This is a genomic window from Salipiger sp. CCB-MM3, assembly GCF_001687105.1.
Lineage (GTDB): Bacteria > Pseudomonadota > Alphaproteobacteria > Rhodobacterales > Rhodobacteraceae > Salipiger.
Window position 1 is genome coordinate 1,051,561 of the sequence record NZ_CP014595.1, and the last position, 24,693, is coordinate 1,076,253.

Annotated in this window: 17 protein-coding genes; 7 read left to right on the forward strand and 10 right to left on the reverse strand. The window is 62.1% G+C overall.

Translation table 11 applies throughout. The features are described from left to right. Positions 1-218 precede the first annotated feature (218 nt). Positions 219-530 (forward strand): ETC complex I subunit, encoded by a 312-nt coding sequence (locus AYJ57_RS05165; RefSeq protein ID WP_066102156.1) that lies wholly within the window; start codon positions 219-221, stop codon positions 528-530. A gap of 155 nt (positions 531-685) precedes the next feature. Here AYJ57_RS05165 and AYJ57_RS25440 read toward each other — a convergent pair whose 3' ends face one another. From AYJ57_RS25440 to AYJ57_RS05190, 5 genes are all read right to left on the reverse strand, one after another. Continuing rightward, a complete protein-coding gene (locus AYJ57_RS25440; protein ID WP_217621107.1) occupies positions 686-1,552 on the reverse strand; it encodes a hypothetical protein in 867 nt (288 codons plus the stop codon). A gap of 112 nt (positions 1,553-1,664) precedes the next feature. Continuing rightward, positions 1,665-2,417: a M48 family metallopeptidase gene (locus AYJ57_RS05175; protein WP_083191153.1), complete on the reverse strand. Its 753-nt coding sequence runs from the start codon at positions 2,415-2,417 to the stop codon at positions 1,665-1,667. Beyond that, complete coding sequence (locus tag AYJ57_RS05180) at positions 2,417-5,683, reverse strand: type I restriction endonuclease subunit R (RefSeq protein WP_066102160.1); 3,267 nt, start codon at positions 5,681-5,683, stop codon at positions 2,417-2,419. The genes AYJ57_RS05175 and AYJ57_RS05180 overlap by 1 nt, the downstream gene beginning before the upstream one ends. Before the next feature lie 15 nt (positions 5,684-5,698). Beyond that, positions 5,699-7,003: a restriction endonuclease subunit S gene (locus AYJ57_RS05185; RefSeq protein ID WP_066102163.1), complete on the reverse strand. Its 1,305-nt coding sequence runs from the start codon at positions 7,001-7,003 to the stop codon at positions 5,699-5,701. Beyond that, on the reverse strand, positions 6,996-9,461 hold the full coding sequence (locus AYJ57_RS05190; protein ID WP_066102164.1) for a type I restriction-modification system subunit M: 2,466 nt from the start codon (positions 9,459-9,461) through the stop codon (positions 6,996-6,998). Before AYJ57_RS05190 ends, AYJ57_RS05185 begins: the two co-directional genes overlap by 8 nt. Positions 9,462-9,975: 514 nt before the next feature. On the opposite strand from AYJ57_RS05190, the gene AYJ57_RS05195 reads away from it, so the two are divergent. From AYJ57_RS05195 to AYJ57_RS05220, 6 genes are all read left to right on the forward strand, one after another. Then, positions 9,976-10,506 (forward strand): DUF6634 family protein, encoded by a 531-nt coding sequence (locus tag AYJ57_RS05195; RefSeq protein WP_335740015.1) that lies wholly within the window; start codon positions 9,976-9,978, stop codon positions 10,504-10,506. 318 nt (positions 10,507-10,824) lie between these two features. Beyond that, entirely contained in the window at positions 10,825-11,604 is a 780-nt protein-coding gene (locus AYJ57_RS05200; protein ID WP_157373968.1) for a hypothetical protein, read from the forward strand. Continuing rightward, entirely contained in the window at positions 11,604-13,799 is a 2,196-nt protein-coding gene (locus tag AYJ57_RS05205) for a DDE-type integrase/transposase/recombinase (RefSeq protein WP_066102173.1), read from the forward strand. Before AYJ57_RS05200 ends, AYJ57_RS05205 begins: the two co-directional genes overlap by 1 nt. A gap of 5 nt (positions 13,800-13,804) precedes the next feature. Beyond that, positions 13,805-14,782, forward strand: a complete 978-nt coding sequence (locus tag AYJ57_RS05210; protein ID WP_193789512.1) for a TniB family NTP-binding protein — start codon at positions 13,805-13,807, stop codon at positions 14,780-14,782. Further along, on the forward strand, positions 14,779-16,254 hold the full coding sequence (locus AYJ57_RS25445) for a TniQ family protein (RefSeq protein ID WP_193789513.1): 1,476 nt from the start codon (positions 14,779-14,781) through the stop codon (positions 16,252-16,254). The genes AYJ57_RS05210 and AYJ57_RS25445 overlap by 4 nt, the downstream gene beginning before the upstream one ends. A 355-nt stretch (positions 16,255-16,609) precedes the next feature. Further along, on the forward strand, positions 16,610-18,046 hold the full coding sequence (locus tag AYJ57_RS05220) for a DUF6880 family protein (protein WP_066102180.1): 1,437 nt from the start codon (positions 16,610-16,612) through the stop codon (positions 18,044-18,046). Between the two features lie 173 nt (positions 18,047-18,219). On the opposite strand, the gene cydX is transcribed toward AYJ57_RS05220, so the two are convergent. The 5 genes from cydX to cydD form a co-directional block, all read right to left on the reverse strand. Then, positions 18,220-18,348, reverse strand: a complete 129-nt coding sequence (gene cydX, locus AYJ57_RS05225; RefSeq protein ID WP_066102182.1) for a cytochrome bd-I oxidase subunit CydX — start codon at positions 18,346-18,348, stop codon at positions 18,220-18,222. Positions 18,349-18,364: 16 nt separating this feature from the next. Further along, positions 18,365-19,525 carry a cytochrome d ubiquinol oxidase subunit II gene (gene cydB, locus AYJ57_RS05230; RefSeq protein WP_066102185.1) on the reverse strand — a complete coding sequence of 387 codons (1,161 nt, stop codon included), beginning with the start codon at positions 19,523-19,525 and terminating at the stop codon, positions 18,365-18,367. A 5-nt stretch (positions 19,526-19,530) separates the two neighbouring features. After that, complete coding sequence (locus AYJ57_RS05235; protein WP_066102188.1) at positions 19,531-21,144, reverse strand: cytochrome ubiquinol oxidase subunit I; 1,614 nt, start codon at positions 21,142-21,144, stop codon at positions 19,531-19,533. A gap of 175 nt (positions 21,145-21,319) precedes the next feature. Continuing rightward, positions 21,320-22,987 carry an amino acid ABC transporter ATP-binding/permease protein gene (locus tag AYJ57_RS05240; RefSeq protein ID WP_066102190.1) on the reverse strand — a complete coding sequence of 556 codons (1,668 nt, stop codon included), beginning with the start codon at positions 22,985-22,987 and terminating at the stop codon, positions 21,320-21,322. Continuing rightward, complete coding sequence (gene cydD / locus AYJ57_RS05245; RefSeq protein WP_066102193.1) at positions 22,981-24,654, reverse strand: thiol reductant ABC exporter subunit CydD; 1,674 nt, start codon at positions 24,652-24,654, stop codon at positions 22,981-22,983. Before cydD ends, AYJ57_RS05240 begins: the two co-directional genes overlap by 7 nt. Between the last annotated feature and the right edge of the window lie 39 nt (positions 24,655-24,693).

Sequence of the window (24,693 nt, forward strand, 5' to 3'; positions counted from 1 at the left end):
GGGCGCCCGCAAAACGTGTCGCGCGGCGCGGCGGTTTCAAGGGGTGCCGGACCGGGCGGCGGGGACTCGGGCCTGCGGGCAAGGCATTTTCACGGAATGTTCCCTTTCTGCAGGCAAGACGCAAGGGGTCGAGAAGATTTGACGCAGTGCCGCGCCGCGATCTCTTGCCCTGGCAGCATAAATTCCCGATAACGCCAAAGAACGTCAGGAGGGATTTCATGCGCGCACGGATTTTCCAGCCGGCCAAGACGGCCATGTCGTCGGGCCAGGCAAAGACCAAAGACTGGTATCTCGAGTTCTTTCCCGCCTCGCCGCGCGAGGTCGATCCGCTGATGGGCTGGACCTCCTCTTCCGACACCCAAAGCCAAGTGCGCCTGAAGTTCGACAGCAAGGAAGCCGCGCTTGCCTATGCCGCCGAACACGGCATCGACGCGCAGGTGAACGAGCCCAACAAGCGCAAGCCCAACGTCCGCGCCCGCGGCTACGCCGAGAATTTCGCCGTCGATCGCCGCGCGGTCTGGACGCACTGATCTTGTAAATCGGGGCAAAGTTGTCTCGAAATCGGATCAAAGATCCCGCGAAGCCAAGCTTTGATCAAGATATAGGGCGCCCAACGGGCGCCTTTTACTACATGTTGCCTTTGGCGTTCACTTACGTCTGAAACCGTAAGCCGCCACAATACCACTCATTCCTCGAGTGCTGATGTAGGCTCTTCTGTAGTATCTTCATTGCCTTCTGACGCGCCTGCCGCAACGGAAGGGCTACTCTGCGAATTCTGATACGTTCTCCACCCGAATGAAACTGGGGTCCAAAGTACGACGGCAATACCCACGACACTCGCGACGAGCCCTACTGCCTTTGCGGTCCTGCTTTCGAAGACCCTGTCCAAGAAGATACCAAAACCGCGTGACGCTGTTTTCAGTTTTCCAGATGCGGCTTTGCGAATAACTTGATGAAAGAACCCGAGCTTACACAGTGTGGAATTGTGCATTCGGATGAACTCGTTGTTTTGAAAAGCTTGGAGCTCCTCCGCCCCGGAGAGAAAATGACGATGAATGCCACCGTTCAACTCCATCAAGCTGGTCATTTTGGGGTGCTTTGCGTAACCGGGTCCATATTTCCGGGACAGCATATCATTCAAGTTTATCCGGCGCTCAACCGGTATGACAGGTGCATCCGCTCCACCAAGGACGCGATATCTATGCTCCAGATGCTCAAAACCATAGGTCAAATTACGCATATTCCAATGCACCCAAAATTTGTCACGCCTGTCTCGAACAAAGCTGTAAAAGTCCCGAAGAAGCTTCAATTCAATTTCATCGAAGTTCTCCTGAACATTCTCCCTTTGAATACCCAGCTCCTCAGCGATAGCATGCGTGGAGAAACTGACAGTTTGCTCAGTAGCGAAATGGGTAACGCCGATTGAGGTAATGCGAGGGGATAGGCCTTCATTGTCATCATTCAGACTTTGACATGAATAGTGTACAATATAGAAATTTTCAGGTGACTTCTTCACTTGCGCGAAGAATTTGGAGCTGCGGGAGAAATCCATGCCGTTCCTTGCGATACTACTTCAAGCTGCCGACGTGACGCGCCGACACATTCACATTCGAGCCATGCTCTTTGGGAACATGCTTTCCCTCAAAATACATGCCTCATGAAAATTACAAACCCTCAACCTGAATTCCATTCTCGGCGAGCCAAGTTTTCCTCCAGCGCCAGTCCGGCAGATGTTGCTCCACCTTGATCCAGAAGCTGGCTGAATGATCCCGATGGTGAGCATGTGCCAATTCATGTACCACAACGTACTGGGCAATCCGAGGAGGCAGGAGGATAGCTTTCCAGTGGAACGAAACGCGGCCATCGGAACCGAAAGAGCCCCACCTGAAGCCAAGATCCTGAACTTTAACCTCTTGCACAGTCACACCCATACGATTGGAGAACTCGGCGACTTGCTTTTCGAACCATTGCTGAGCTCTCTGCGTATACCATGAGACGAAGATATCACGCCCCCGGTGGATAGAGTGGCGCCTCAGGCAGAACCTGCCGTTCTTAAGGCTGAGATCTACCAGCTGGCTTTCCACAAGGCGCAGTCGGTGGCTCCGGCCAAGGTACAAAAAGCCTTCACCCTCGACGAACTCCTTCATCGGAGCTCGCTGTTGCAGCCTGGCTTTCTCTTCCACCTTGGTATGGATCCAGACCAACTTCTCTTCGACGAAGCTCACCAGCTGTTCAGCCGCAACGGCTGACGGCGCCACGATCGAAAGGTCTCCGGAGCGTTCCACGGTAATCTGCATGGTTTTACGGCGATCACTGCGATGGACGTCGAAGGCAAGACCATCAATCTCCAGTCGATGCTCGCTCACTCGAGCGGGCTTTCCGCCGGTGCGGATTGGTGTCATGGGAAGCTTGGACATCAGGCCGCCCGCAGCTTGTCATCATTGGCTTTCGCCTGCTGCATCAGCTGATCAGCCAAGGCTTCCGCCTCATCAACGCCAAACCCTTGGATCTGCGCGTCGAAAATGACCTCAAAAATCTCTGATCTGAGATTTTCCTGATCCGCCATCTTGAAGCTGCTCCACAATGAGCGGTTCGCGCTGATTTCCTCGATAATTCGGTCCACCACAATCCGTGTCACTTCGTGCAATGCGCGAAGCTGATCGGCTGAGGTAGTTTGGTCTGCAGAGCTCGCCGCCAGGACCGTGCGGAGGAAAGGCAGATAAACCTCAGGGATCTCCGGGGTGGTTTCGTCAGGGTCGGTGGCTCCGCCTCGAAGCTCGTCGATGATAGCCTGCAACTGCTCGATGATCTGGTCCCACTGCTCGCCAAAGCCTTTCAGAATGTCGTTCAGTCGCTCCGACATCTTCCTGAAGCGAACTGGATCGGTTTCGAGGTTTTTGCGTATATGAGAACGGATCGCGTGTTCCATCTCTGATGCCTTCGCTCGGCCGCCTGCGGCATGCTCAACTTGATTTTCGAACTCTGCATCGGTCAATTGCACCGGCGGAATCTTCGGATCAATGCCGAGGGAAATGACGTGATCGTCGATCAGCTTCCGCACCTTGGCACCGACATCCGCCCCGATGACTGGCATGTCGCGATACCGATTGCGGGCCCGTGCCTGCAGATATGCAAGTCTCTTGGCGTCATGCACGAAGGGCAAGCCCTCAGGGCGTGGAAGGATGATCTCGAGCGACTTCAGGAAATCCTTTAGCTTGACGGTAAACTCCGCTCTGGCCTTCTCTGTGGAGAGCACCTGCAGACAGTCCTCGTCATTCGATAGATCATCAAGGCCGGCGCGCCGGAAAATGTCCACGACCCGAATATGCCGATCCTGAAGCACAGGGATCTGATCATTCAGACTGACCAAGGCCCCATCGATATCTTCATCGGAATAGGCTTTCAGAGCGGCTTTCAGGTGATGGGCGACGCCGAAATAATCGACTACGATGCCGCAGGTCTTCCCGAAACCCGTCCTGTTCACACGCGCGATTGCCTGGAGAAGCTCGGCTTCCCGGATGGAACGATCAAGGTACATAACCCCTTCGATCGGGGCATCGAACCCTGTCAGGAGCATCGACTTGACGATCAGGAAGGCCAGAGGGTCCGATTTCGTGGCGTCCTTATGGAACAAGGGCTTCTTGAAGCGCTTGATCCGGGTCTCCTGTGCAGCCCCCTCCGTCCAGTGCTTCCATGTGGCATCATCATTGTTGCCCCCCGACATGATCGCCGCAAACTCGATCTTTCCCAAGGTGTCGCGATACCGCCAAGCCTGCACCAACGCCTGGAGCGCGGCAGGCTTGGTGCAGAGCACCTCGTCATCCATCGCCTTGTCGTGGTCGGAGAGCGCGGCTGCCTCTGCCATCAACTCGTCGCGGGCAACAAGGAACGCAGCCTGATACCGGATCACCGCCGTGCGGCTGTAGGCCACCACCTGCGCCTTGTATCCGTTCGGCAAAAGGTTGGTCACGTAATGCCGCAGCATGTCGCGGGCCTTTTCCGCGATCAGGGCGGGGGCTTCGAGGATGTTGCCCTTGGTGGCGTATTTCTTGCGGATCGCTTCAAGTTCTTCATCCGTACGGCCACGGAACATATCCTCGAACAGACCGTCCAGCGTAGCGCCGTCCTTCACCGCGCCCTCGGCCGTCCGGCCTTCGTAGAGAACTGGCACCGTTGCACCATCGGCCTCGGCTTCCTTGATCGTGTATTTGTCGATGAAGTCACCGAAGATCTGGGTGGTACGCTTCTTCTCGCCCATGATGATCGGCGTGCCAGTGAAGCCGATACGGGCGCAGTTTGGCAGAGCGGCCAACAGGTTCGCGTGCAGATCGCCCGCCTGCGTCCGGTGCGCCTCGTCCACCACGACGACGATCGTCTCGTCCTCGTTCAGCACCTCGAAGGCCGGCCCCTTGGTGACCTCGGCCACGTCTTCGTCGGTCCGGTACTTCTGGATAGTGGCAAAAACGAGGCCCGGCCCCTTGCGCTTGGCCAGTTTCTTCAACGATCCATTGCTCGTCGCCATCTCGACCACATCACCCGACATGGTTGCCGTCTCCGACAACTGCCGCTGCAGGTCCTTGCGGTCGGTGACCATGATCACCTTGAACTTCCGTAGCGCCAGATCCGTCCTCATCTTGCGGATCATGAACACCATGGTCAGGCTCTTGCCCGAGCCTTGCGTGTGCCAAACGATGCCGCCACGGCGGTCATACTCGCCATCCTGTAGCCGCGTCTCGCCGCTGCGCAGCCGTTCCAGCGCGCGGTTCACGGCGCGGTATTGCTGATATCGGCAGACGGTCTTGATGGTCTGGCCGCCCACATTCATGAACAGCAGGTAATGCCGCAGGATATCCAGCAGATGCGCCGGGCGCAGTATCCCCGCGACAAGACGTTCCTGCTCCGACAGGCCCTTTTTGCCCAAGGTCTTGATCACGTCGTCTTCCGACCCCGTGCCATCCGGCCCCACAACCGTTTTCCACTGGCCGTAATGTTCTAGCCCCGCGCCAATGCAGCCCACGCGCGCCTGGTCGAAGCTGGTGGCGATCAGCAGCTGGACACTGGCGAACAGCGCAGGCGTGCCCTCGTTCTCCTCGACCTCCAGCGCGGCCTTGCGGGCGTTGTGATACCGGCGCAGCTGCTTGACCGCCTCGGCCAGCGGTTCGGGAATGGCGGGGCTTTTCGCCTCGACCACCACCACGGGGATGCCGTTCACCAGCAGCACCACATCGGGGATGATGAAACCCTTGCCCACGTCATGGCCGGGTGGGCAGTCGACGCGGAACTGGTTCGCGACGGTGAAGCTGTTGGCCCCCACGTCATCCCAGGCGATGTAGCGGATGGTCTGGCCGCGCCCGCCGTCCCATCCCGGCAGGCCCTCGACCGTCAGGCCCTTGAGCAGCAGTTCGGTGACCGCCTGATTGGCCTCCATCAACCCGCGATGGCCGTGGCGGGTGAGCGCGCTGACGGCCTCGGACAAGCGGGCCTCGTCGAGCCAGGGCTGGCCGTCCGGGCCGAGATTGATCGCGCGCAGACGCTCACGCAAGCAGGCCTCGGCAATGACCTCCTTAAAGCTGGTGCGGCCCGTCAGGGCGGGGTCATCCTTGCTGCCGGTCTGCGCGGTCCAGCCCATGGCGACGCATTGGTCGATGAAGGGTTTTTCGACATCTTTGTATTCGTGTCCCATGGGCAGACCCTTCGGTTACAACAGAGCGGTGACGGGCGTCCTGCCGGTGAGCAGGTCATCCATCAGGCCGGATTTTTGGAGGCGGAGCTTGTCGAGCAACTTCTGCTCTCGCAAGATCGCCTCATCCTGAGCGGAAAGGCGCCGCGCGATCTCGTCTTGTTCATCTCTCGACTTGGGCATTCCAATCGGAACTACTCGAAGCGCTCCAAGAGAGATTTCCATGAAAGTCGATCCTTTGACTTCCTTCATGATCGCATCTTGACCGCGCCGATGTCGAATTGCCCACATCAGGCAGGTTGCATTGACAGACGCCTTGGGTGCGATGCGAGCCGTACCCTGAGTGAGGTTTGCGCCGTCGAGATTGTCAGGCACAGGCAAGACTTTACCCAAGGTCGCCCTGATCGCGATAACCAACTCGCCCGCTCGAACTTCGGACCGACGATAGCTGCGAGCAATCCTTTCCGACGTGCAGAGCATGGTGTCTCGAACCAGTTCGTCCCCAGACATGTCGCCGGTGCGCACATAAGGAATGCCGCCTTCGATGTGAGGACCCGCTTGAACGATACCATAGGTGATATCGTGCTGGGTGTGATCACCCAACGGGAGCGCCTCCCACTCCTTCGGCAGCCAGCCGAGCGGGGTTTGTTTGTAGAGGTGGGGGGCCTCGGGCTGTGGGGGGCGGAGGTCTCCGTTGGCGTTGATGCCGCGGGTCAGCAGGTCATGCAGCAGCCCCTGCTTCATCGCCTTCAACTTGGCCACCACCGCCTCGGTCCCCCGTATCGCCGCATCCAACGTATCGAGGATCTCGGCGATTTTGGATTGCTCATCTAATGGAGGAAGCTCAATTGGGGTTGAAAGAAGGGCACCATTCGCAAAGTTGACCTGCGACTCCGCCATCCCTGTCGTTCGATCATGAATGTACTTTTGAGCCCGTGGTTGCGCGATCATTCCCGCAAGAATCTGCGGAACCACTCGGTCTTCTCGAGGTCGTAGACCAATCATTTTGCCGGAAACGATCAGCCGCTCTGGTTGTGTATCCACATGGCAGGTAACAGCGACGCGATGACGCGGACCAGCTTTGGTGACAAGAACATCACTCTGACGGACTGCCAAATGCTCCTGTCCCCAATATGCCTTTGGGAGAACTTTATGAGCGTACTCGTTCCAGCCACTCCAAGTGATCGCTGTGGTTTTCAGAACGCCCCATTCGTCAGACGAACTGATGTTACGCTCCTCACAATCGGGGCTCGGCCCCGAGAAATGACCATAAACAAGATCACCGACTGTCCATTGGCTCCAAGGCCCGACACTCTTAGACATACCCCAACCCCTTCAGGAATCCGGCCAGCTTGTCGGTGGCCTGCGCCCGTGCGCCTTCGATTTCGGTCAGGGTGACGCGATACTTGTCCCACCAGTTTTCGAAGGCCGCCACGATCTGCCCGCGCTGCGCGGCGATGTAGCGGGTCAGGATCTTCTGCATATCATCGTGGAGGATCGTCAGCAGCAGTTCCGCCGCGCCTTCCTCGGTCAGGTCATCGACGCCCTTGTTCAGCTCGGCGGTGAACTGGTCCTTCTTCGCCTTCAGGGTCTTCTTGACCTCGGCCAGCTCCTTCTTCCACGCCTTGATCTGCGCCTCGTCCACGGGATCGGCATCATCCTCTTCCTCCTCGCCCTCTTCGGGCTTGGCGGTCGCGGCCTTGATCTTCGCGTCCAGCTCGGTCTTTTCGGCCTCCAGCTCGGCGATCTGGGTGACGAAGCCGCCCATCAGGAAGCCGACCAGCTTGTGGTCCAGCGGGTTCTCCTTGTTGCCCTTGTCCTCCAGCGCGGTGACTATGGAGGTGCGCCATGCGTCGGCCACGCCCTTGGTCCCGCGCGCCATGAGGGTGAGGAAGTCGAAGCGCGACTGGTTCCAGAACTGCGCGATGATCCCGCGCACGGTGAACGGGTCCAGCATGGCGAGGCTTTCGAGCGTGGTCGAGAAGCTGGACAGAAGCTCGTCGCGCAGGGCGATCAGCGCGGTCGCGCTGTCATCCCCTGCCAGCGCGGTGATTTCATCGGTGTGGGCGTCCCACCAGCCGTTGAAATTGTCCCAGATCTCGGCCTCACGCGCCATGAGGCCCGCGTTGGTCTCAATGGCCGGTTTGATGTCGGCCTTGGCGGTGATCGTTGCTGCGAAGTCGAGGTAACTTTCGTCGCGCGGGGTCAGCATGTCCATCGGGTTCAGGCCGTGGGACTTGAACAGTTCGGCCTTGGCCTCGACCTCGGTCTTCGGGATTCCGCCGACAAGATGGGCGCGCACATCATGCGGTTCAGGCGGCGGCGCGTTGTCGGCGTAGCGGCGGATGTTCAAGTTCCAGTCGTTCTCTTTCAGCCTGTCGATATCGACGATGGTCGAGAAGCCGGGGATTTCGCGGTATTCCTCGAAGGTGGTGACGATTTTCTCGATATGCTCGGGCATCAGGTGGTTCTGCGCGCGGCCCTCGAAATATTCCCGGTCGGCGTTGATGAAGAGCACCTTGCCCCGGCGGTCGCCGGGCTTGCCGGAGATGAGCTTCGCACCGTCGTGCTTCTGCTGACGCAGGACGATGACGCAGGCGGGGATGCCGGTGCCGTAGAAGAGCTGCGGGCCGAGGCCGATGACCGCCTCGATCTGGTCGCGTTCGATGATCTTCTGGCGGATCTTGGCCTCATCGCCGCCGCGGAAGAGGACGCCGTGCGGCATAACCGTCGCGATCATGCCGCCGTCACGGGTGACGTGCAGCATGTGCTGGAGGAACATGAGGTCAGCCTTCTTCGAGCCGCGCGGGACCTCGTGGAAGAAACGTTCGGGGAACTTGGGCTCCCAGACGTAATTGCCGGACTTGTCCTTGTCTTTGGAACCCCAGTTAATCGAAAACGGCGGGTTGGTCAGGATCCGGTCGAAGCGGCGCAGTTCGCCATTCTCGACGTGCTGCGGCTCGCCCAAGGTGTCCTCGTTGCGCAGGTCGGGACTGCTCATCCCATGGAGCAGCATGTTCATCTTGGCGATGGACCAAACGGTGCCGGCGAATTCCTGTCCGAAGAGGTTGGCCTTGCTTCCGTCCTGACCGTTCTCGTCGATGTAATCCTTGGCCGCGATGAGCATACCTCCCGACCCGCAGCAGGGGTCATAGATGTCATGCTCGAGTGTCGGCTTCAAAAGCCGTACCATCATTCGGACGACAGATCGGGGAGTATAGAATTCGCCGCCCTTTTTACCGGCGGAATCCGCAAACTCCCCGATGAGGTATTCGTATGCAGCACCCAGAAGATCTGGGAACTCGAAGTCCTCGTTTCGAAGACGGATTTCACCGAAGTGGTTGATCAATTGCCGGAGTTTCTGATCGCTGATCTTGCTCTGACCGACCTTTCGGGTGAAATCGATGTGATCGAGGACACCTTCGAGAGCAATGTTCTCGGATTCAACACCGCCTAGTGCCTTGTTGAGCTTGTCGCCAATGTTTTCATGAGCTTCGTCGACGAGATAGCTGAAGCGAGATTGAGGGGGCACCCAGAATGCACCCGTCTTTCCGTACCAGACCTTATTCTCCGCATCCTGCGCAGCTTGTTTTTCGGGAACGCCATTTCCGATGCGTTTCTTGATAACGTCGCTTCGCGCCTGGTCGAATACGTCAGAGCACCTTTTCAGGAACAGCATTCCAAAGATGTATTCTTTGAATTCGGACGCGTCCATCTTCCCACGAAGAATATCGGCGGCGCTGAACAGGTGGCGCTCGAGTTGCGCAAGTGTCAAAGGCATTTATATTTTCTCGTCTAGTTTGCCCGCACCCTGAGGTATTTCGATGTCGAGGGCAACGGGCAAGCAGCGCGTCCGAAAGCGACGGTTGCAGTTTCGCACTGCCAAGAAACGCCAGAGTCTTCACGGCACCTGGTGAAGACCATGCAGGGCGAACGATTCTCCGGACACCTCTCGAAACACAACTTTAGCGAATGACCTGAGGTAAGCGCGCATCCCATGCGTTCTCTCGCGACCTTCCGCCGTACTGGGGGCCAGTCTTATCAGCAAAAAAGTCTGCCCCGGCACCTATGCGAAAACGTCACTCGAAGTCGCGAGTTGCCCCGGTCTCGTTGCGGAAAGCGCTCTTCGAATGAATCGAACCTCCCTGTTTTCGCAAGACTTTCTGCTTTTCACCCCTTGCGGGTGTACCTAAAGGGCCCCCTCCGAACACGCGCGTTCATCCTGCCCCCAATACACCCCGCCTGGCGCATCTTCGATGCAGCCGGAAGGGGACGTTTATGCACTGGACCTGAACATGCATCCTGCCACCCGCCCGCTTCGCACTCTCGTCGAAACATACCTGACCGCATTCCGTGCCGTGCGACACGGACCTGAACCAGCGCATTCCGAACCAGATGCGCCCTGTCTAACGAACTGGACAGCCGCGATGCGCGGCCGGGAGATCGTCCTCGTCGGCAGCGTCTCGAGGCACCCGCTCCTCGGCGACACAAGGATCCAGACATCGACCCTGATCTACGTTTCCCAGGACCGGCAGTGGGCCCGAACCCTATCGCGGTGGTATCGGCTCGGGGCAGCCTTCGTGCCCACTCTCCCAGCCGAGCATACGGGTGATCTTCTCCCAGGCTTCTTTGTCTCCATCGACGAAGGCATCATCAGCCTACCGCTACACATGGCCCTCAAGTTCACCGCACGGCGTCCGCAGGAGGTTGCGGACGTGGCCTTCAGGGCGGGCCTGGATGACCTCGTTCCCGAGCTGATCCGGCTCGCGAGGGCGTGGCCCAGTATGCCAAAAGAAATCTCCTTTCAAGGCGCTCAAGCCATTTAAAAATTTGAATTTTCTCACCTCCAGGCACTGACGGCGCAATTTTTTCCTCCTACGTCGCCTTCATCATCAAGGAGCGCGGCGAATGCCTCCCCTTCGCGAGCAGGACAAACAGGACACGACGACCAGCAGGTACCCAAAGGAGAGGCCATGACAGTATCGGAAAGTAGCTGACCCTGACGGGATACCTCGCGGCCGGTGCTGGGGTCTGAGCCCGAGGGCCCCTTCAGCGCAGGATGCGCTCCCATCCGACACAGCACGACATCACCTGACCGCAGTGCGGATCGGGACAGAGAAAGTCATGCCGAAAGGCAAAAGATTATGCAGAACGAACACCCGACACCCGAAAGCCCCCATACCTCCCGGACCGTCATGCCCCCTGCGGAAAGTACCTCCGCGAACGACGTGACCAACGAAATGACCGCAGACCCTCGGCGCTCCGCACGCCGCAAGCCTCTGCCGAGCCGCGCGAAACGCAAAATCCCGAAATCTTCGAAAGGGCACTTCGTCGGAGAGCTCGTCTTCAACCGTGGCGAAGTGCGCCAGCGTCTGGGCTTCGCCAGCATGACCGAACACAACGCCGCGCTATGCCTGATTTACCGGCCGGATTTTCTCGACATCGAAGAGCAGTTGGCATCGCTGCCCTTCATCCTCCCGAACGGGAAGGCCTCGCAGCACTTCTTTGACTTCCGTGTCACCTTTCGGGGCGGTCGCCGCATCTGCATCTCCGTAAAGCCCGAGCGCATCGCCCAGACTTACCTCTACCAGGCGACGATGGCCCGCATCAGGCAGGCGGCGATCGGCAGCATCTGTGACGACGTCCGAACGATCACCGAGCGCAATATCGATCCGGTTGAGTTGCACAACGCGAAACTTTTCCACTCGGCCCGCGATCCAGAGCCTCAGCTCGACGCCCAAATCCTCGACGGCCTCACGAAGATCGAGAGCCCCGTCAGCATTGGTGAATTCCTTGAAGGGCTCGGCATCGGGGCGCGCGGTTTCCGCAGCGTGGCCCGGGCAATCCGGTTCGGGCATGCGAAGCTCTTCACGAGGGAGAAGATCACCGGACCGACCCTCATCATCTGCGGAGAGACCTGCTGATGGCCGCCCCGTTCAAGAAGAAGGTCAAGGTCCTTCTCGAGAAGGACTGCGAGTTCCAGATCGGCGTGCGCAAGGGGCGCGTGCTGGAACTGCGTCCGGAGGGATATTTCGTCTTCTGGGAAGAATGGACCGACCCGGAAAGCGGCGAATGCCATGAAAGCATTGCAGGCATCTTCAGCTACGACGCGGTGGTGACCGAGAACAACTACGGCACCCTCAAGATCCTCAAGCGGCCTCTGGCCAAGCCATTCGACGCCAAGGCTGTCCGCCGTAGCCACCGCGTTCAGACCGAGATCGCCCGACAACGGTTCCGCAAGCAGTTCGTCCTTGCGATCCAGGACATGTTGGACAGAGGCCAACTCGAGCCGATCCGGGACGACTTTGGCGACAAGATTGTCAGCATCGTCGCCAAAGGCTCGCAGCGATATCGCGAGTATCTGGCCGCACAGTCCATGCGGGCCGCCAAGCGTGGAGGGACCAGGGTTCAGAAGCGCAGAAAAGAGAAGGAACGCGCCGCCGAATTCCACCAAGGCTTCAAGTCAGGCCACACGATGTGGAAATGGTACTGGCAGTGGAAGATCCACGGCGATGATGGCCTCTTCGATCAGTACCGTAACTGCGGTCGCTACAAGCGATATGACGACGAGACGGCCAGTTTCATCGAGCGGCAGCTCGACATGCTGTGGGATGACGAACGTCCGACGATCAAGTCTTTCGTGGAGAGCGTGCAGGCCGCGATCGATGCCGAGAACGATCGCCGGGAGCGCCTGCCCGTCCCCGCCCCCAAGCTCAAGCGCCCTGGCTACGATCATCTCGCCAGCAAGATCCGGGAACTTGCGCCAATCGACCATGCCCTGCGCAAACACGGACGAGACAAGGCGTACAAGGATCTTCACACGCTGGGGATGGGGATCGAGACCTCGAGGCTGCTCGAACGGGTAGAGGTGGATGAATACACGGTCGATCTTTTCGTCCTCATGCGGGACACAGGCCTCTTCGATCATCTGCCGGAGTCGATCAAGCAGGTGATCGGCTTGGACGGTAAGGCATGCAGGGTCACGCTCTCCGGTGCAATCGATGTTCACACCCGGTGCTTCCTCGCCCTGCAGATCGTGCCTCAGGCAACCGACAGTCCGCTCGCCCGGACGCTCGAGATGATCTACATGGACAAGTCGCCGATCGCCGATGCGGCTGGCGCAAAGTTCGGTTGGCCCATGTCCGGAGCCGCTGAGGCAATCGTCTTCGACCGCGGTGACAAATACATCACCGATGACGCATATGATATCCTTGCGGATCTAGGCATCACCAACCTCGGGGCTCCCGCGGGGAAACCATGGCTAAAGCCGTACATCGAGCGTGTTTTCAGGACAGTCCACAGTGACCTCCTGCTCCGCTTCTCGGGCCGCGCGTTCAGCAACGTGGTCGAGCGCGGAGAGAACGACGCTGGAGCACGTGCCACCCTGACCCTTGAGGCCTTTCTCTGCTGGCTCGTTCGATGGGTCGTAGACGCCTATCATACCAAACATCACACCGCCCTTGGCATGTCGCCGGCCAAAGCCTGGGAGAAAGCGAGCCGCGAATGCCCACCCCGATCGCTGACCAGCACTGAAATGCGCGAGGTCTTCGGCGTGAAGTCACGCCGCAAGCTCTCCCGGAAAGGCCTCCGGGTGCAGCATATCGACTACCAGTCCGACGCCGCTATGCAGACGTTCCTCCGCGAGAAGGTCAACGATGTCGAGGTCCTCCGCTGGGACGGCGACATCGGGGCCATTTCAGTACGTGCCGACAATGGCCCCTGGCACACCGTGCCCGCCTGCGACCCTCAATGGATCGGCAAGACGGATACGGATCTGCGGGTCTGGCTGGCAGAACGCGCAGAAGAAGATGAGGCCGAGCGTGTTGCGCGGCGCGATTTCATCAATGCCGCCAACGCAGAAGCCTACCGGCTGAAGCGCCTTTCCGGGCTGATCTCCCTTCCGCGGACCTCCGAAGATCTGGATGCCGAAGCGGTGCGCTTCATGCGCCATACCGATACCGCCGAGCGCCGTCACGCTGCCGGTCCGCATCGCCCGCTCCTGGGAGATCTCGATGGTGCAGAGCCCGCGAGCTTCGAGGGCGCGCATCCACACTTCCGCAACGACCCCGACGTCGAGGCAGACGTCCGAGACGACGACGATACAGACACCATGGAGTGATGCACATGACGACTCAGACCGGCGAAACCGCCCCGACCACCATTTCCCAGAAGACTAAGTGGCTGAAGGATCGCTACTGGCGGTTTGGCATGGAAGAGGTCATCGACGATCACCTTTTCGACCTTTTCGAGATCGATGACGACGGCGAAATGACCGCACAGCCGCGGATTGACCCGCTGACAGGGGAAAGCCGTGGTTTGATGGTTATCGGCCGCTCCGGCGACGGCAAGACCGCATTGCTGAAACGGACCCTCAGGACCAGCTCCGTACTGACCGAGATGACCGATCAGCAGGAGGGCAATACGCTCTACATCACGGTCCGCCCGGATGCCACGATCAAGAAGCTGGCTGAAGTCATCCTCGCCGCGACAGGGTATCAGCGCGTCGATGCCAAGCTTCGCTCTGCCGACGCCTGGGAGATGGTCATGCACCGCCTGTCCCTGGTCGGCGTCCAGCTTGTGGTGATCGATGAGTGCCACCACCTGTTCCGCCCCGGGGCCGGTCGCGACAAGCTTGGCGCTATCCAGTCCATGAAGCACCTTCTCCAGTCGGCGGGCGGCCTATCCATCATCATCGCCGGGGTCGCAGACCTGCGCGAAGCCATCCTCTCTGAAACTTCAGGAGAAACCTACCGGCGCCTGCAGGAGCTGGACCTCGACGATATTCGCCCCGGAAGCCGCGAAACTAAGGTCTTCGCCACAAATTTCCGGAAGTCCGCGGAGATCCTCGGCATCGAAGTCTCCGAGGGGGACGCCTTTGTCGAACGTATCCTGTTTGCCAGGAACGGGCAGATTGGTCGGAGCGTCGCTTTGGCCAAGGCGATCCTGCATGATGCCGTCACCCGGCGGCGTACCATGCTGTCACTTGAACGCGCCGAAGCGGTCTATCGCAAGAATCGGCAAGGTTCCGACATGACGCCCTTCCATGCGGCCGAATGGGGGACCGTGAAGCGGGAACTGGAAGCCATCGGGTGGAAGGCATGACGATGTTGCGTCCCGTACTCCAGTTCGACCCGACAGAGACCCTGACCTCCTACGCCGACCGTCTGTCGATGTTCCATACCGGTCGCGGTATGGAACGGCTTCTGCGTGACTGCGGGATCAACCACGAGCACTTCAGGGCCGGGCGCCCCGAAGCCATTGTACATTTCGCCGAAGCTACCGGCCACGGGTCGCCTGACCTGCAGCGAAACGCCATTCGTGTTCTCCAGCGCGGTGGCGAGTTTCGAGGTGAAGCGATCTCGAAACCGTTCCTGTCGCCTCAGGCAAAATGCTACTGCTCGGCATGTCTCGCGGAAGACGGCGGCCCCACAGAGTGGCGTTTCCGCCTGATGTGGGGCTTCCGTCACATTCATCGCTGCGACCGGCACGGGCTGTGGTTGTCATCGACACCCGAGGGCACGGCGACGAGTCTTCGGGTCGCGTTGAACGACGTGACCTTGGCAACGGCGCAGGAGCCTAAGGCTGAAGTCCCAGAGTACCTCTCGTGGCTCCGCGGCCGCGTTCATGGGGGTGGTGTCTCGGAGCCCCACTGGATGGCAAGCCAGACGCTGGAGCAGGTTCTGGCGGCCTCCGAGATGATTGGTGGCATCCTGCAGCACGGCCACAAAGTAACCCTGACGAAACTGTCTTCCGCCGAGTCCGAAGAGGCCACCGACATCGGGTTTTCCATCTACCGTGAGGGACCAGAAGCGGTCGAAGAAGCGCTGGACACAATCCGCCGGACGTCTCCTGCCACGGCGGTGCAGGCCGGGCCTCTCGCCTACTACGGCCGGCTTTTCGATTGGCTCGACCGCCGGGCCAACTCCATCGACCCCGGCCCGATCCGTGATATCTTGCGCGACCACATCGTGAAGCATTCGGCTGTGGAGCCCGGCACGACGGTCCTCGGTGTCGAGATCACCGAGCGGCGATACCACACCCTCTACAGCCTCTCCGATGCGGTTGGCATCGATCGGTCGCGGATGGCCCGCCTCCTCAAGAAACTTGGTGAAATCCCGGATGAGGCGACTGAGGTCGAAAGCGGGAACATGGTGTTTGACGCAGCAACAAGCGTTTCGCTCATCGAAGCGTTTCAGACGGCAGTTCCCCTGCGAGACCTCCCGGATTACCTGGGAACGACAAAGCGGCAAGTCGAAATCCTGTATCGCGAAGGTATCGTGCTGCCCTTGGTTCCGAGATCCGGCCGCGGATCGGTCCGCCACGTCGTTTTCGCCCGCTCCCACCTAGACGAACTCTTGAAGAAGATAGCCCGCTTGCCGATGTTGCAGCCTTCGAACGACGAAGGCTTCCACCCCATCTCCTACGCGTGCCAGCGTGGCGCGGGCCGGTTCGAACACCTGTTCATCGAGATTCTCGAAGGCAAGATCCCGGCGGTCCGACATCCCGACAGGACCGGAATCGGGTCCATTCTCGTCGAGGTCCAGCCCTTGGTTGCCACGCAATCCGCAGCCTGATCCTTCCCCGCAGAACGGATGATCAAGCCCGCTTCGGCGGGCTTTTCCTTTTTTATTTCCGAAACTTCGCGGGATCTTACCCTGATTTTCGCGAAATCTTTGCTCCGAGGTCAAAACGAGGAGAAATAAGCCATTGAAACTGTGAAGATTTTCACGCCATCTGGAGACAACTTTGCTCCGATTCACAGATCTGTGTAAGAGACACCTGAGTTTTTCCCGTGGAAGGCTAAGTTTTTCCCGGGATCTACATTTAGGGCGCCCACTGGGCGCCCTTTCCATATCTAGCGCATGCTTGCAAAGCGCGCGGCCAAGCGCATGATCCGGCGCAAGGATGCTTCACCCGAGGAGGACCCCGATGGCAGGCAAGGCTCTGAACAAGAATAACCTCCTCGAACTAGGTGCAGACACGCTGGCCGACCTGCTGCTCGAGGCGGTAAAGGGCGACGCGGCACGCCAGCGGCGGGTGCGCATGGCGCTTTCCGCCGACCTGGGCCCCGAGGCGATCACCGCCGACGTGCGCAAGCGCTTCGCCTCCATCCGCCGCGGCCGCAGCTTCATCTCCCGCAAGGCGCAGAAGAAGCTGGCGCAGGAACTTACGGAGCTGACGACGCTCGTCGAGACCAGCATCGCGCCCGATGCACCGGACGCGGCCTTCGATCTGCTCTGGGCGCAGCTGCAGCTCGCCGCCGGCATCCATGAGCGCACCGACGACAGCTGGGGCACCATCGGCGACGTCATGCGCGAGGCGATGGCGGCGATCAGTGAATTGGCTCCCAAGCTGAGCAAAGACCCCGAAGCGCTGGCCGACAGCGTCTTCGAGGCGATCTCGGACGATGGCTACGGTGCCTTTGACCATGCCGTACCCGCGCTGTCTGAGGCGCTCGGGGACGCGGGTCTGTCCCACCTCAAGGCGCTGGCCGAAGCGGCCTGCGAAGCGCCGCTGACCGATGCCGACCTCGCCCGCTACGATTTCATCTCGGACCGCGATGCCCGCGTCGAGCGCGCGCTTGCCGGGCGCAACCGCACGGCGGAGATGATCCTGCAGGACGTGGCCGACGCCGAGGGCGACGTGGACAGCTGGCTCGCGCAATACAGCCCCGAGCAGCTGACCTACTCGACGATCGCCCCCTCCGCCGCGACCCGGCTGCTGGCGGCGGGTCGCCCCGAGGACGCGCGACGTCTGATCGAGGCCGCCCTGCCCGGCGAAAGCGGCGATCCGTGGTTCGACACGCCCGAACTGGACGCAGCGCATTTCGCCTGCCTTGAGGCGCTCGGCCGGAAGGACGACCTGCGCGCCGCGCTCTGGTCCCGCTTCGAGCGGAGGCTCTGCCCCGACGCTCTGCGCCGTCACCTCAGGCTGCTGCCCGACTTCGAGGACATCGAGGCCGAGGATGAAGCGCGCCGGATCGTCCTCGCTTACCAACCGGTCGAGAAGGCGCTGGCCTATTGCCTGCAGGCCCCCGACCTGCCGCTGGCGGCTGACTTGATCGACGCCCGCAGCGAGGAGATCGACGGCGACGCCTATGAAATCCTCGCTCCGCTGGCCGACGCCCTCGCCCCCGGCCACCCGCTCGCCGCCGTGCTGCTGTGGCGCGCGATGATCGACTTCGCGCTGGGTAGGGCCCGCTCCGGGCGCTATGGCCACGCCGCCCGGCACCTGATGGACTGTGCCGCCGCGGACGCCGAGATCCTCGACTACGGCAGTCATCTGTCGCATGCGGACTACCTTGAAACGCTGCGCAAAGCCCATGCGAGGAAATCGGCCTTCTGGGAGCGCGTCGGGGACAGGTAGCGCGGCTAAGCCCATCTCTGCGCCATCCGCGGGCACAAGACAGACGAGACAGGGCGGGCGTAATAGGGCACACGCTCTGCCGCTCCGCTTGCAATACCCCCGCCTGACGGCTCCAACGCGCATGAAAGAGGGCGGCCCCGCCGGAACCGCCCTCTCGTATCAGGTCTCGAAGATCAGCGCGCGTCGCCGTTCTCCGCCTCGTCGATCATCCGCGCATCCTCGCGCAGTTCCAGCCACATCGCGTTCAGCACCGCAAAGAGCGCCGCCAGCGGCAGGCCAAGCATCCAGGCAAAATACCACATGGTCTTGTCTCCTTTCTCAATAGGCGCTGTGCGAGCTGGTCACGTCGTCTTCGGTGACCTTGCCCCAGAGCACTTTGTAGACCCATGCCGTGTAGGCGAGGATCAGCGGCAGGAAGATCACCGTCGCGACCAGCATCACAAAGAGCGTCAGATGCGAGGACGAGCTGTCCCAGACCGTCAGCGAACTGCGCGGGTCTACCGTCGACGGCAGGATGAAGGGGAACATGGTCAGCCCGACGCTGGCGATCACCCCGAAGATGCCGAGCTTCGACCACAGCAGGGTCGAGACCTCCATCCCGTCGCGCAGCCCGCGCACCGCCATGAGAATGCCCGCGAAGCCGAGCAGCGGCGCGACGATGATCCACGGGCGCTCCACATAGGCCATCAGCCAAGAGCCCTCGTGCAGCACATCCTTGAAGAGCGGGTTGGACGGGCCGTCGGTCACGATCTGAGACGTGATGTGGAACCCATCGATGCCAACGGCCAGCCAGAGGCCAGCCAGCGCGTAGCCTGCCGCGGCGATCAGCCCCGCGACGGTGCCGATGCGCTGCGCGCGGAAGGCGATCATGCCTTGGGTCTTTACCGACAGCCACGCCGCGCCATGCATGATCAGCATGGACAGCGACACCACCCCGCAGAGCAGCGCGAAGGGACGCAGGAGCCCGAGGAACTTGCCGTAGAAGGTGCCGTCATACATCGGCATCAGGTCTTCGGTCAGATGGAAGGGCACGCCCAGCAGCACATTGCCCACCGCCACGCCAAAGAGCAGCGCCGGAGCCGCACCGCCGACAAAGAGCGCCCAGTCCCAGCTACTCCGCCATTTGGCGCTGTCGCGCTTAGAGCGGTACTTGAAGCCCACGGGGCGCAGGATCAGCGCCGCGAGGATCGCGAACATCGCAAGGTAGAACCCCGAGAAGCTGACCGCATAGAGCGGCGGCCACGCGGCAAAGATCGCGCCGCCGCCGAGGATGAACCAAACCTGGTTGCCCTCCCAGACCGGGCCGATGGTGTTGATCACCACGCGGCGCTCGGTGTCGGTCTGTCCGACGAAGGGCAGCAGCGCGCCGACGCCCATGTCGAACCCGTCGGTGAGGGCAAACCCAATCAGCAGCACGCCCAGAAGCGCCCACCAGATCAGCCGGAGGATTTCGAAGCTGATAAGCTCATGCAAAATCATGACAATTACTCCGCGGGCATTTCGGCAAAGGGACCCTTGCCGTCATGGGTGCGCAGACGGTGCTCGTGGCGCGCCATCCATTTCTCGGTTTCTTCGACGTCTTCCTGCGGCCCCTTGCGGATGTATTTCAGCATCAGGCCCATCTCGACGATGAAGAGCACGGTGTAGAAGAGCGCAAAGCCCGCCAGCGTGAACAGCAGATCGCCAACGCTCAGGTGAGAGGCCGAGAGCGCGGTGGGTAGGATGCCGTCCACGGTCCACGGCTGACGGCCAAACTCGGCGACGATCCAGCCCATCTCTGCGGCGATCCACGGCATCGGGATCCACGCCACCGCGATCATCAGCGCCCAACGCGGGTAAGCGCCGCGGCGGAAGTTGCTGAGCACGAAGAAGAGGCCGGTCAGCGCGATGAAGGAGAAGCCGAGCGCGACCATGATACGGAACGACCAGAACAGCGGGAAGACGCCGGGCACCGTGTCATCTGCCGCCATCTTGATCTGCGCCTCGGTGGCCTCGCGCGGGTCATCCACATAGCGCTTGAGCAGCATCGCATAGCCAAGATCGGCGGAATGCGCCTCGAAGCTCGCGCGCACGTCCGCCGGGGTGGCGTCGCGCTGCTCGCGGATGGTCATCAGCTCGTCATAGGCGGTGATGCCCGAGCGGATGCGCGCCTCGGATTCAGCCACCAACTCGTTGATGCCGGGGATTTCCTGCGTCAGAGAGCGCGTGCCGATCAGGCCCATGACCCACGGGATATGCACCGCGTAATGGGTCTCGCGCGCTTCCTGATCCGGGAAGCCGATCAGGGTGAAGGGCGCGGGCGCGGGTTCGGTCTCCCACATGGCCTCGATCGCGGCGAGCTTCATCTTCTGCGTGTGGCTGGCCGAGTAGCCGGACTCGTCGCCCAGCACGACCACCGACAGCGAGGCGGCAAGGCCAAAGGAGGCGGCGACAGAGATCGACCGGCGCGCCAGTTCCACATGGCGGCCCTTCAGCATATACCAAGCCGAAACGCCCAGCACGAAAATAGACGCGGTGATGTATCCCGCCGAGACGGTGTGCACGAATTTCGCCTGCGCCACCTCGTTGAAGACCACCTCGAAGAAGTTGGTCATCTCCATGCGCATGGTCTCGGGGTTGAACTCCGCGCCCACCGGATTGACCATCCAGCCGTTGGCGATGAGGATCCACAGCGCCGAGAAGTTCGAGCCGATCGCCACCAGCCATGCCACAACACAGTGCGCCACACGCGACAGCCGGTCCCAGCCGAAGAAGAAGAGGCCGACGAAAGTCGCCTCAAGGAAGAAGGCCATCAGCCCCTCGACCGCCAGCGGCGCGCCGAAGATGTCGCCCACGTAGTGGCTGTAATAGCTCCAGTTCATGCCGAACTGGAATTCCATGGTGATCCCCGTGGCCACGCCAAGAACAAAGTTGATCCCGAACAGCGTGCCCCAGAATTTCGTCATCTGCCGCCAGATCGGACGCCCTGTCATCACATAGACCGTCTCCATGATCGCCACGAGGATCGACAGACCCAGCGTCAGCGGCACGAAGAGGAAGTGATAGAGCGCCGTCATTGCAAATTGCAGGCGCGACAGCTCGACAACATCGAGCTCCATGTCAGTACTCCTCAGGTTTTGCGGCCGGGCGGCGTGTGATCACGCGTGTGGTCCCCTGCCTCTCGGCCTGCACATTAAAAGTCGAGGTGGGCGGATACTCTTGACCAAGCGACACCTTTCCGGTGCCCTGCTACACCCGGCGATCGGGCCAGCGTTTTGATCTGCATCAAGTCCATCATATTTCTGGGATATATCTTTTCAGATCGATGACATGATCAGCAGCTTCAAGCTCTGCGCTGCGATGTGAGGCCGTGATGATTGACGCCTCCGGCAAGAATTCTCGTATGCCTGCAATGACTTGCCGCGCCATCTGCCCATCGAGCCCCTCGGTCGGCTCATCCAGCAGCAACAGCTTTGGGCGGCGCAAAATCGCACGCGCCAGCACCAGCCGCCTTGCCTGTCCGCCCGACAAACCGGCCCCGCCCTCACCCAAAGGTGAACGCACACCGCCGCGCGCGTCGATGGTTTCAGCAAGCTGCACAGCACCGAGCGCGGCCATCGCCTCTGGCTCGCTCAGACCGGGACGCGCCAGTGCGAGGTTCTCCAGAACCGTGCCCGACACCAAAGCCGCGCGTTGCGGCACGAGGGTCATCACCTCGCGCAGTTCCGGCTCTGCCCATGCCGCCAGCGGACGCCCCAGCAGCAGCACATCCCCGGCGGTGACCGGCTCCAGTCCGGCGATCACGTCGAGCAAGGTGGATTTGCCCAATCCCGAGGCCCCGCGCAGCGCCAGCATCTCGCCGGGGCGCAGTGCGAAGGAAAGATCATGCAGCAGCAGGCGGCTCCAGCCCGGCCGTGCGAGCGACAGATGCCGCAGGTCGAGCACCACATCCGCGGGCCCTTCCACGGCGGCGGCACGGGCCCGGGCCGCGCGCTCGGGCGGCTCGGCCAGCACCCGCTCGGCGGCGTCGCGCATCCGGCCGATCTCGGCCATGCCCCGGCGCAGCGGTACGAGCGTCTCGCCAAGCGCCAACGCCACGAAGACGCCGATCGCCGCCAGCGCCGGATCGAGGTCGCTGGCGCTCACCAGCCAGCCGCCCAGCACGAAGGCCAGCGCCACCACCAGCGTCACCAGCGCAGACAAAACCATACCGGCCCCGGTGTCGATGGCATCGAGTCGGTCCATCGCGCCCCGTGCCTCGGTCTCTGCCGCATCGAGCCCCGCCCGCCAGCGCGGCAGCGCGCCCTGCAGGATCGCCTCGCGGCGGCCTCGGAACAGGCCGATGGCGCGGCGGCGCAGGTCCTGCGAGGCGGTCTCGGCCCGCGCCGAAAGACCCAGCGTCGCGCGCCCGACCCGCCAGAGCACCACGCCGCCGCCCAGCAGATAGCCCGCCGCCACCGAGATCGCGACCGCATGCGAGGTCAGCGCCCAGAGCCCGAGGAACACCGCCGCATGGGTGACCAGCGCCGCCGCCACCGGCAGCGCCAGCCGCAGCACCACGCCATCGAGCGCGTCCACATCGGCGGTGATCCGGGTCAGCGCGGACGCCCCGCGCAGCCGCCGCAGATCCGCCACCGGGAACCGTTCGAGCCGCTGCAGCAGAGTCACCCGCAGCGAGGCCAGCGCGCGCAGCGTGGCGTCATGGGTCAGCAGTCGCTCGCCGTAGCGCGCCGCCGCACGGCCAAGCGCCAGCCCGCGCACCCCGGCGCTCGGGCGGAAGACGTCAAAGGCGATGCCGATACCGGCGATGCCCGCCAGCCCGGTGGCGGTGATGAACCAGCCCGACAGCCCCAGCAGCGCCGCGCCCATCAGCAGCACCAGCACCGCCAGCAGCGCGCCGCGCCACATGGCAAAGGGATGCGCGCGCCACAGCAGGCGCAGAACCTTCCAGAGCTTCAGCATGCGCCCGCCTCCAGATCAATGCGCTGCGCCATCGCCTCGGCCAGCACCGGGTCGTGCGTCGCGACGATCACCGTGCGGCCCTCGGCGGCCAGATCGTGCAGCACCTCGATGATCGCGGCCCCCGTCGCCGCGTCGAGATCGGCAGTGGGCTCGTCGGCAAGGATCACATCGGCGCCGCGGATCAGCGCCCGCGCCAGCAGCAGCCGCCGCGCCTCGCCGCCCGAAACCCCGGCACCGCTTTCGCCAAGCACCGTCTCGAGCCCGACCGGCAGCGCCTCCACGATCCGCTCGGCCCTTGCTCGGCGCAGCGCCTCCGGCGGCACATCGCCGTCCGGCGCGCCGCTGAGAAAGCCGCGCAGCGTGGTGTCCGGGATGTGCACCTGCTGCGGCACATAGGCGAGCCGCGCGCGCCACGCGTCGGCGCGCTCGCTGCTCAGGAACTCGCCAGCAACCCGCACCTCGCCGGCGCTCGGCACCAGCAGCCCGGCGATAAGGTCGAGCGCGGTGGATTTGCCCACCCCGCTCGGTCCGCAAAGCGCCAGCGAGGCCCCCGGACCGACCGCAATATCAGGCAGCGCTATCTCCTGCGCCCCGCGCTGCACGCGCACGCCTTGCAGCGCCACCGAGGCCGGGCCAGAAAGCGGCGCGGCGCTGCCTCCTTGCCCGAGCACGGCAACGCCGGGCGCGGCCGCGACCTGCGCCAGTTCCTCTGCCACCGCCTCGGCGGCGGCCTTGTCGTGCCACGCCGCAGCCAGATCGCGCAGCGGCTGAAAGAAATCCGGGGCGAGCAGCAGCAGAAAGAGTCCCTGAAACAGCGTCAGCTGCGGCCCGAACAGCCCCCATGTGCCGATGGTGATCTCACCAAGCAGCGAAAAGCCGACGTAGACCGCCACCATCGCCACCCCGAGCGCCGAGAAAAGCTCGAGCACCGTCGACGACAGGAAAGCCACCCGCAGCACCGCCATGGTCCGCTCGCGCAGCCCGTCGGCGCGGGCTTCGAACTCGGCGCGCGAGGCTTCGGCGGCGTTGAGCAACAGCAGATCCGGCAAGGCCGAGATGCGGTCGATCAGCAGCGTGTTCATCGCGCCCACCTCGACCATCTGCTTTTCGCTGGCGTCCTTGGCCGCCATCCCCACCAGCGCCATGAACAGCGGGATCAGCGGCCCGGCCACCAGCAGCACCAGCCCCGCCGCCCAAGAGATCGGCAGGATCACCGCCAGATACAGCAGCGGCAGCAGCCGCGCCCGCGCCATCGCGGGCCGGTAGCGGGTGATCCAAGGGCCCAGCACCGCCAGCTTCTCGGTCAGCAGCGCCGCCAGCGCAGCCGACGACGCACCGCCGCTGCGCAGCGCCTCGCGATCCAGCAGTGCCTGCCGCCGCGCATGGATGGTCTCGTCGGCGGCGGCATAGGCCAGCCGCGCCGCGCGCCGCTCGATCCCGGCGCGGAGCACCCCAAAGAGCGCAAAGGCCAGAGCCGCCCAAAGCGTGCGCGACAGCGGGGCTGCTTTGGCCCAGCCGGCAATGCCCCAAGACAGCGCCGCCGCCTGCGGCAGCCAGAGCGCCGCCGCAAAGGCCGAGAGCCGCGCCGCGCTGCGCAGGCGCCGCTGCGCCTCTGGCTCGAGCAGGTCTTCGGCCCGGGTCCGGTCGGTGTCGGGGGATTTTGCCATGACGGCTCCGCATCGAAATTCGCGTCGGCTCAATGAGAT

Coding starts and splice junctions, on each gene's coding strand:
- AYJ57_RS05220 (WP_066102180.1), top strand. CDS start 16,610: ATGGCAGGCAAGGCTCTGAACAAGAATAACCTCCTCGAACTAGGTGCA.
- AYJ57_RS05180 (WP_066102160.1), bottom strand. CDS start 5,683: ATGGGACACGAATACAAAGATGTCGAAAAACCCTTCATCGACCAATGC.
- cydD (WP_066102193.1), bottom strand. CDS start 24,654: ATGGCAAAATCCCCCGACACCGACCGGACCCGGGCCGAAGACCTGCTC.
- AYJ57_RS05210 (WP_193789512.1), top strand. CDS start 13,805: ATGACGACTCAGACCGGCGAAACCGCCCCGACCACCATTTCCCAGAAG.
- AYJ57_RS25445 (WP_193789513.1), top strand. CDS start 14,779: ATGACGATGTTGCGTCCCGTACTCCAGTTCGACCCGACAGAGACCCTG.
- cydX (WP_066102182.1), bottom strand. CDS start 18,348: ATGTGGTATTTTGCCTGGATGCTTGGCCTGCCGCTGGCGGCGCTCTTT.
- AYJ57_RS05165 (WP_066102156.1), top strand. CDS start 219: ATGCGCGCACGGATTTTCCAGCCGGCCAAGACGGCCATGTCGTCGGGC.
- AYJ57_RS05195 (WP_335740015.1), top strand. CDS start 9,976: ATGCATCCTGCCACCCGCCCGCTTCGCACTCTCGTCGAAACATACCTG.
- AYJ57_RS05200 (WP_157373968.1), top strand. CDS start 10,825: ATGCAGAACGAACACCCGACACCCGAAAGCCCCCATACCTCCCGGACC.
- AYJ57_RS05205 (WP_066102173.1), top strand. CDS start 11,604: ATGGCCGCCCCGTTCAAGAAGAAGGTCAAGGTCCTTCTCGAGAAGGAC.
- AYJ57_RS05190 (WP_066102164.1), bottom strand. CDS start 9,461: ATGCCTTTGACACTTGCGCAACTCGAGCGCCACCTGTTCAGCGCCGCC.
- AYJ57_RS05175 (WP_083191153.1), bottom strand. CDS start 2,417: ATGTCCAAGCTTCCCATGACACCAATCCGCACCGGCGGAAAGCCCGCT.
- AYJ57_RS05235 (WP_066102188.1), bottom strand. CDS start 21,144: ATGGAGCTCGATGTTGTCGAGCTGTCGCGCCTGCAATTTGCAATGACG.
- AYJ57_RS05240 (WP_066102190.1), bottom strand. CDS start 22,987: ATGCTGAAGCTCTGGAAGGTTCTGCGCCTGCTGTGGCGCGCGCATCCC.
- AYJ57_RS05185 (WP_066102163.1), bottom strand. CDS start 7,003: ATGTCTAAGAGTGTCGGGCCTTGGAGCCAATGGACAGTCGGTGATCTT.
- cydB (WP_066102185.1), bottom strand. CDS start 19,525: ATGATTTTGCATGAGCTTATCAGCTTCGAAATCCTCCGGCTGATCTGG.
- AYJ57_RS25440 (WP_217621107.1), bottom strand. CDS start 1,552: ATGGATTTCTCCCGCAGCTCCAAATTCTTCGCGCAAGTGAAGAAGTCA.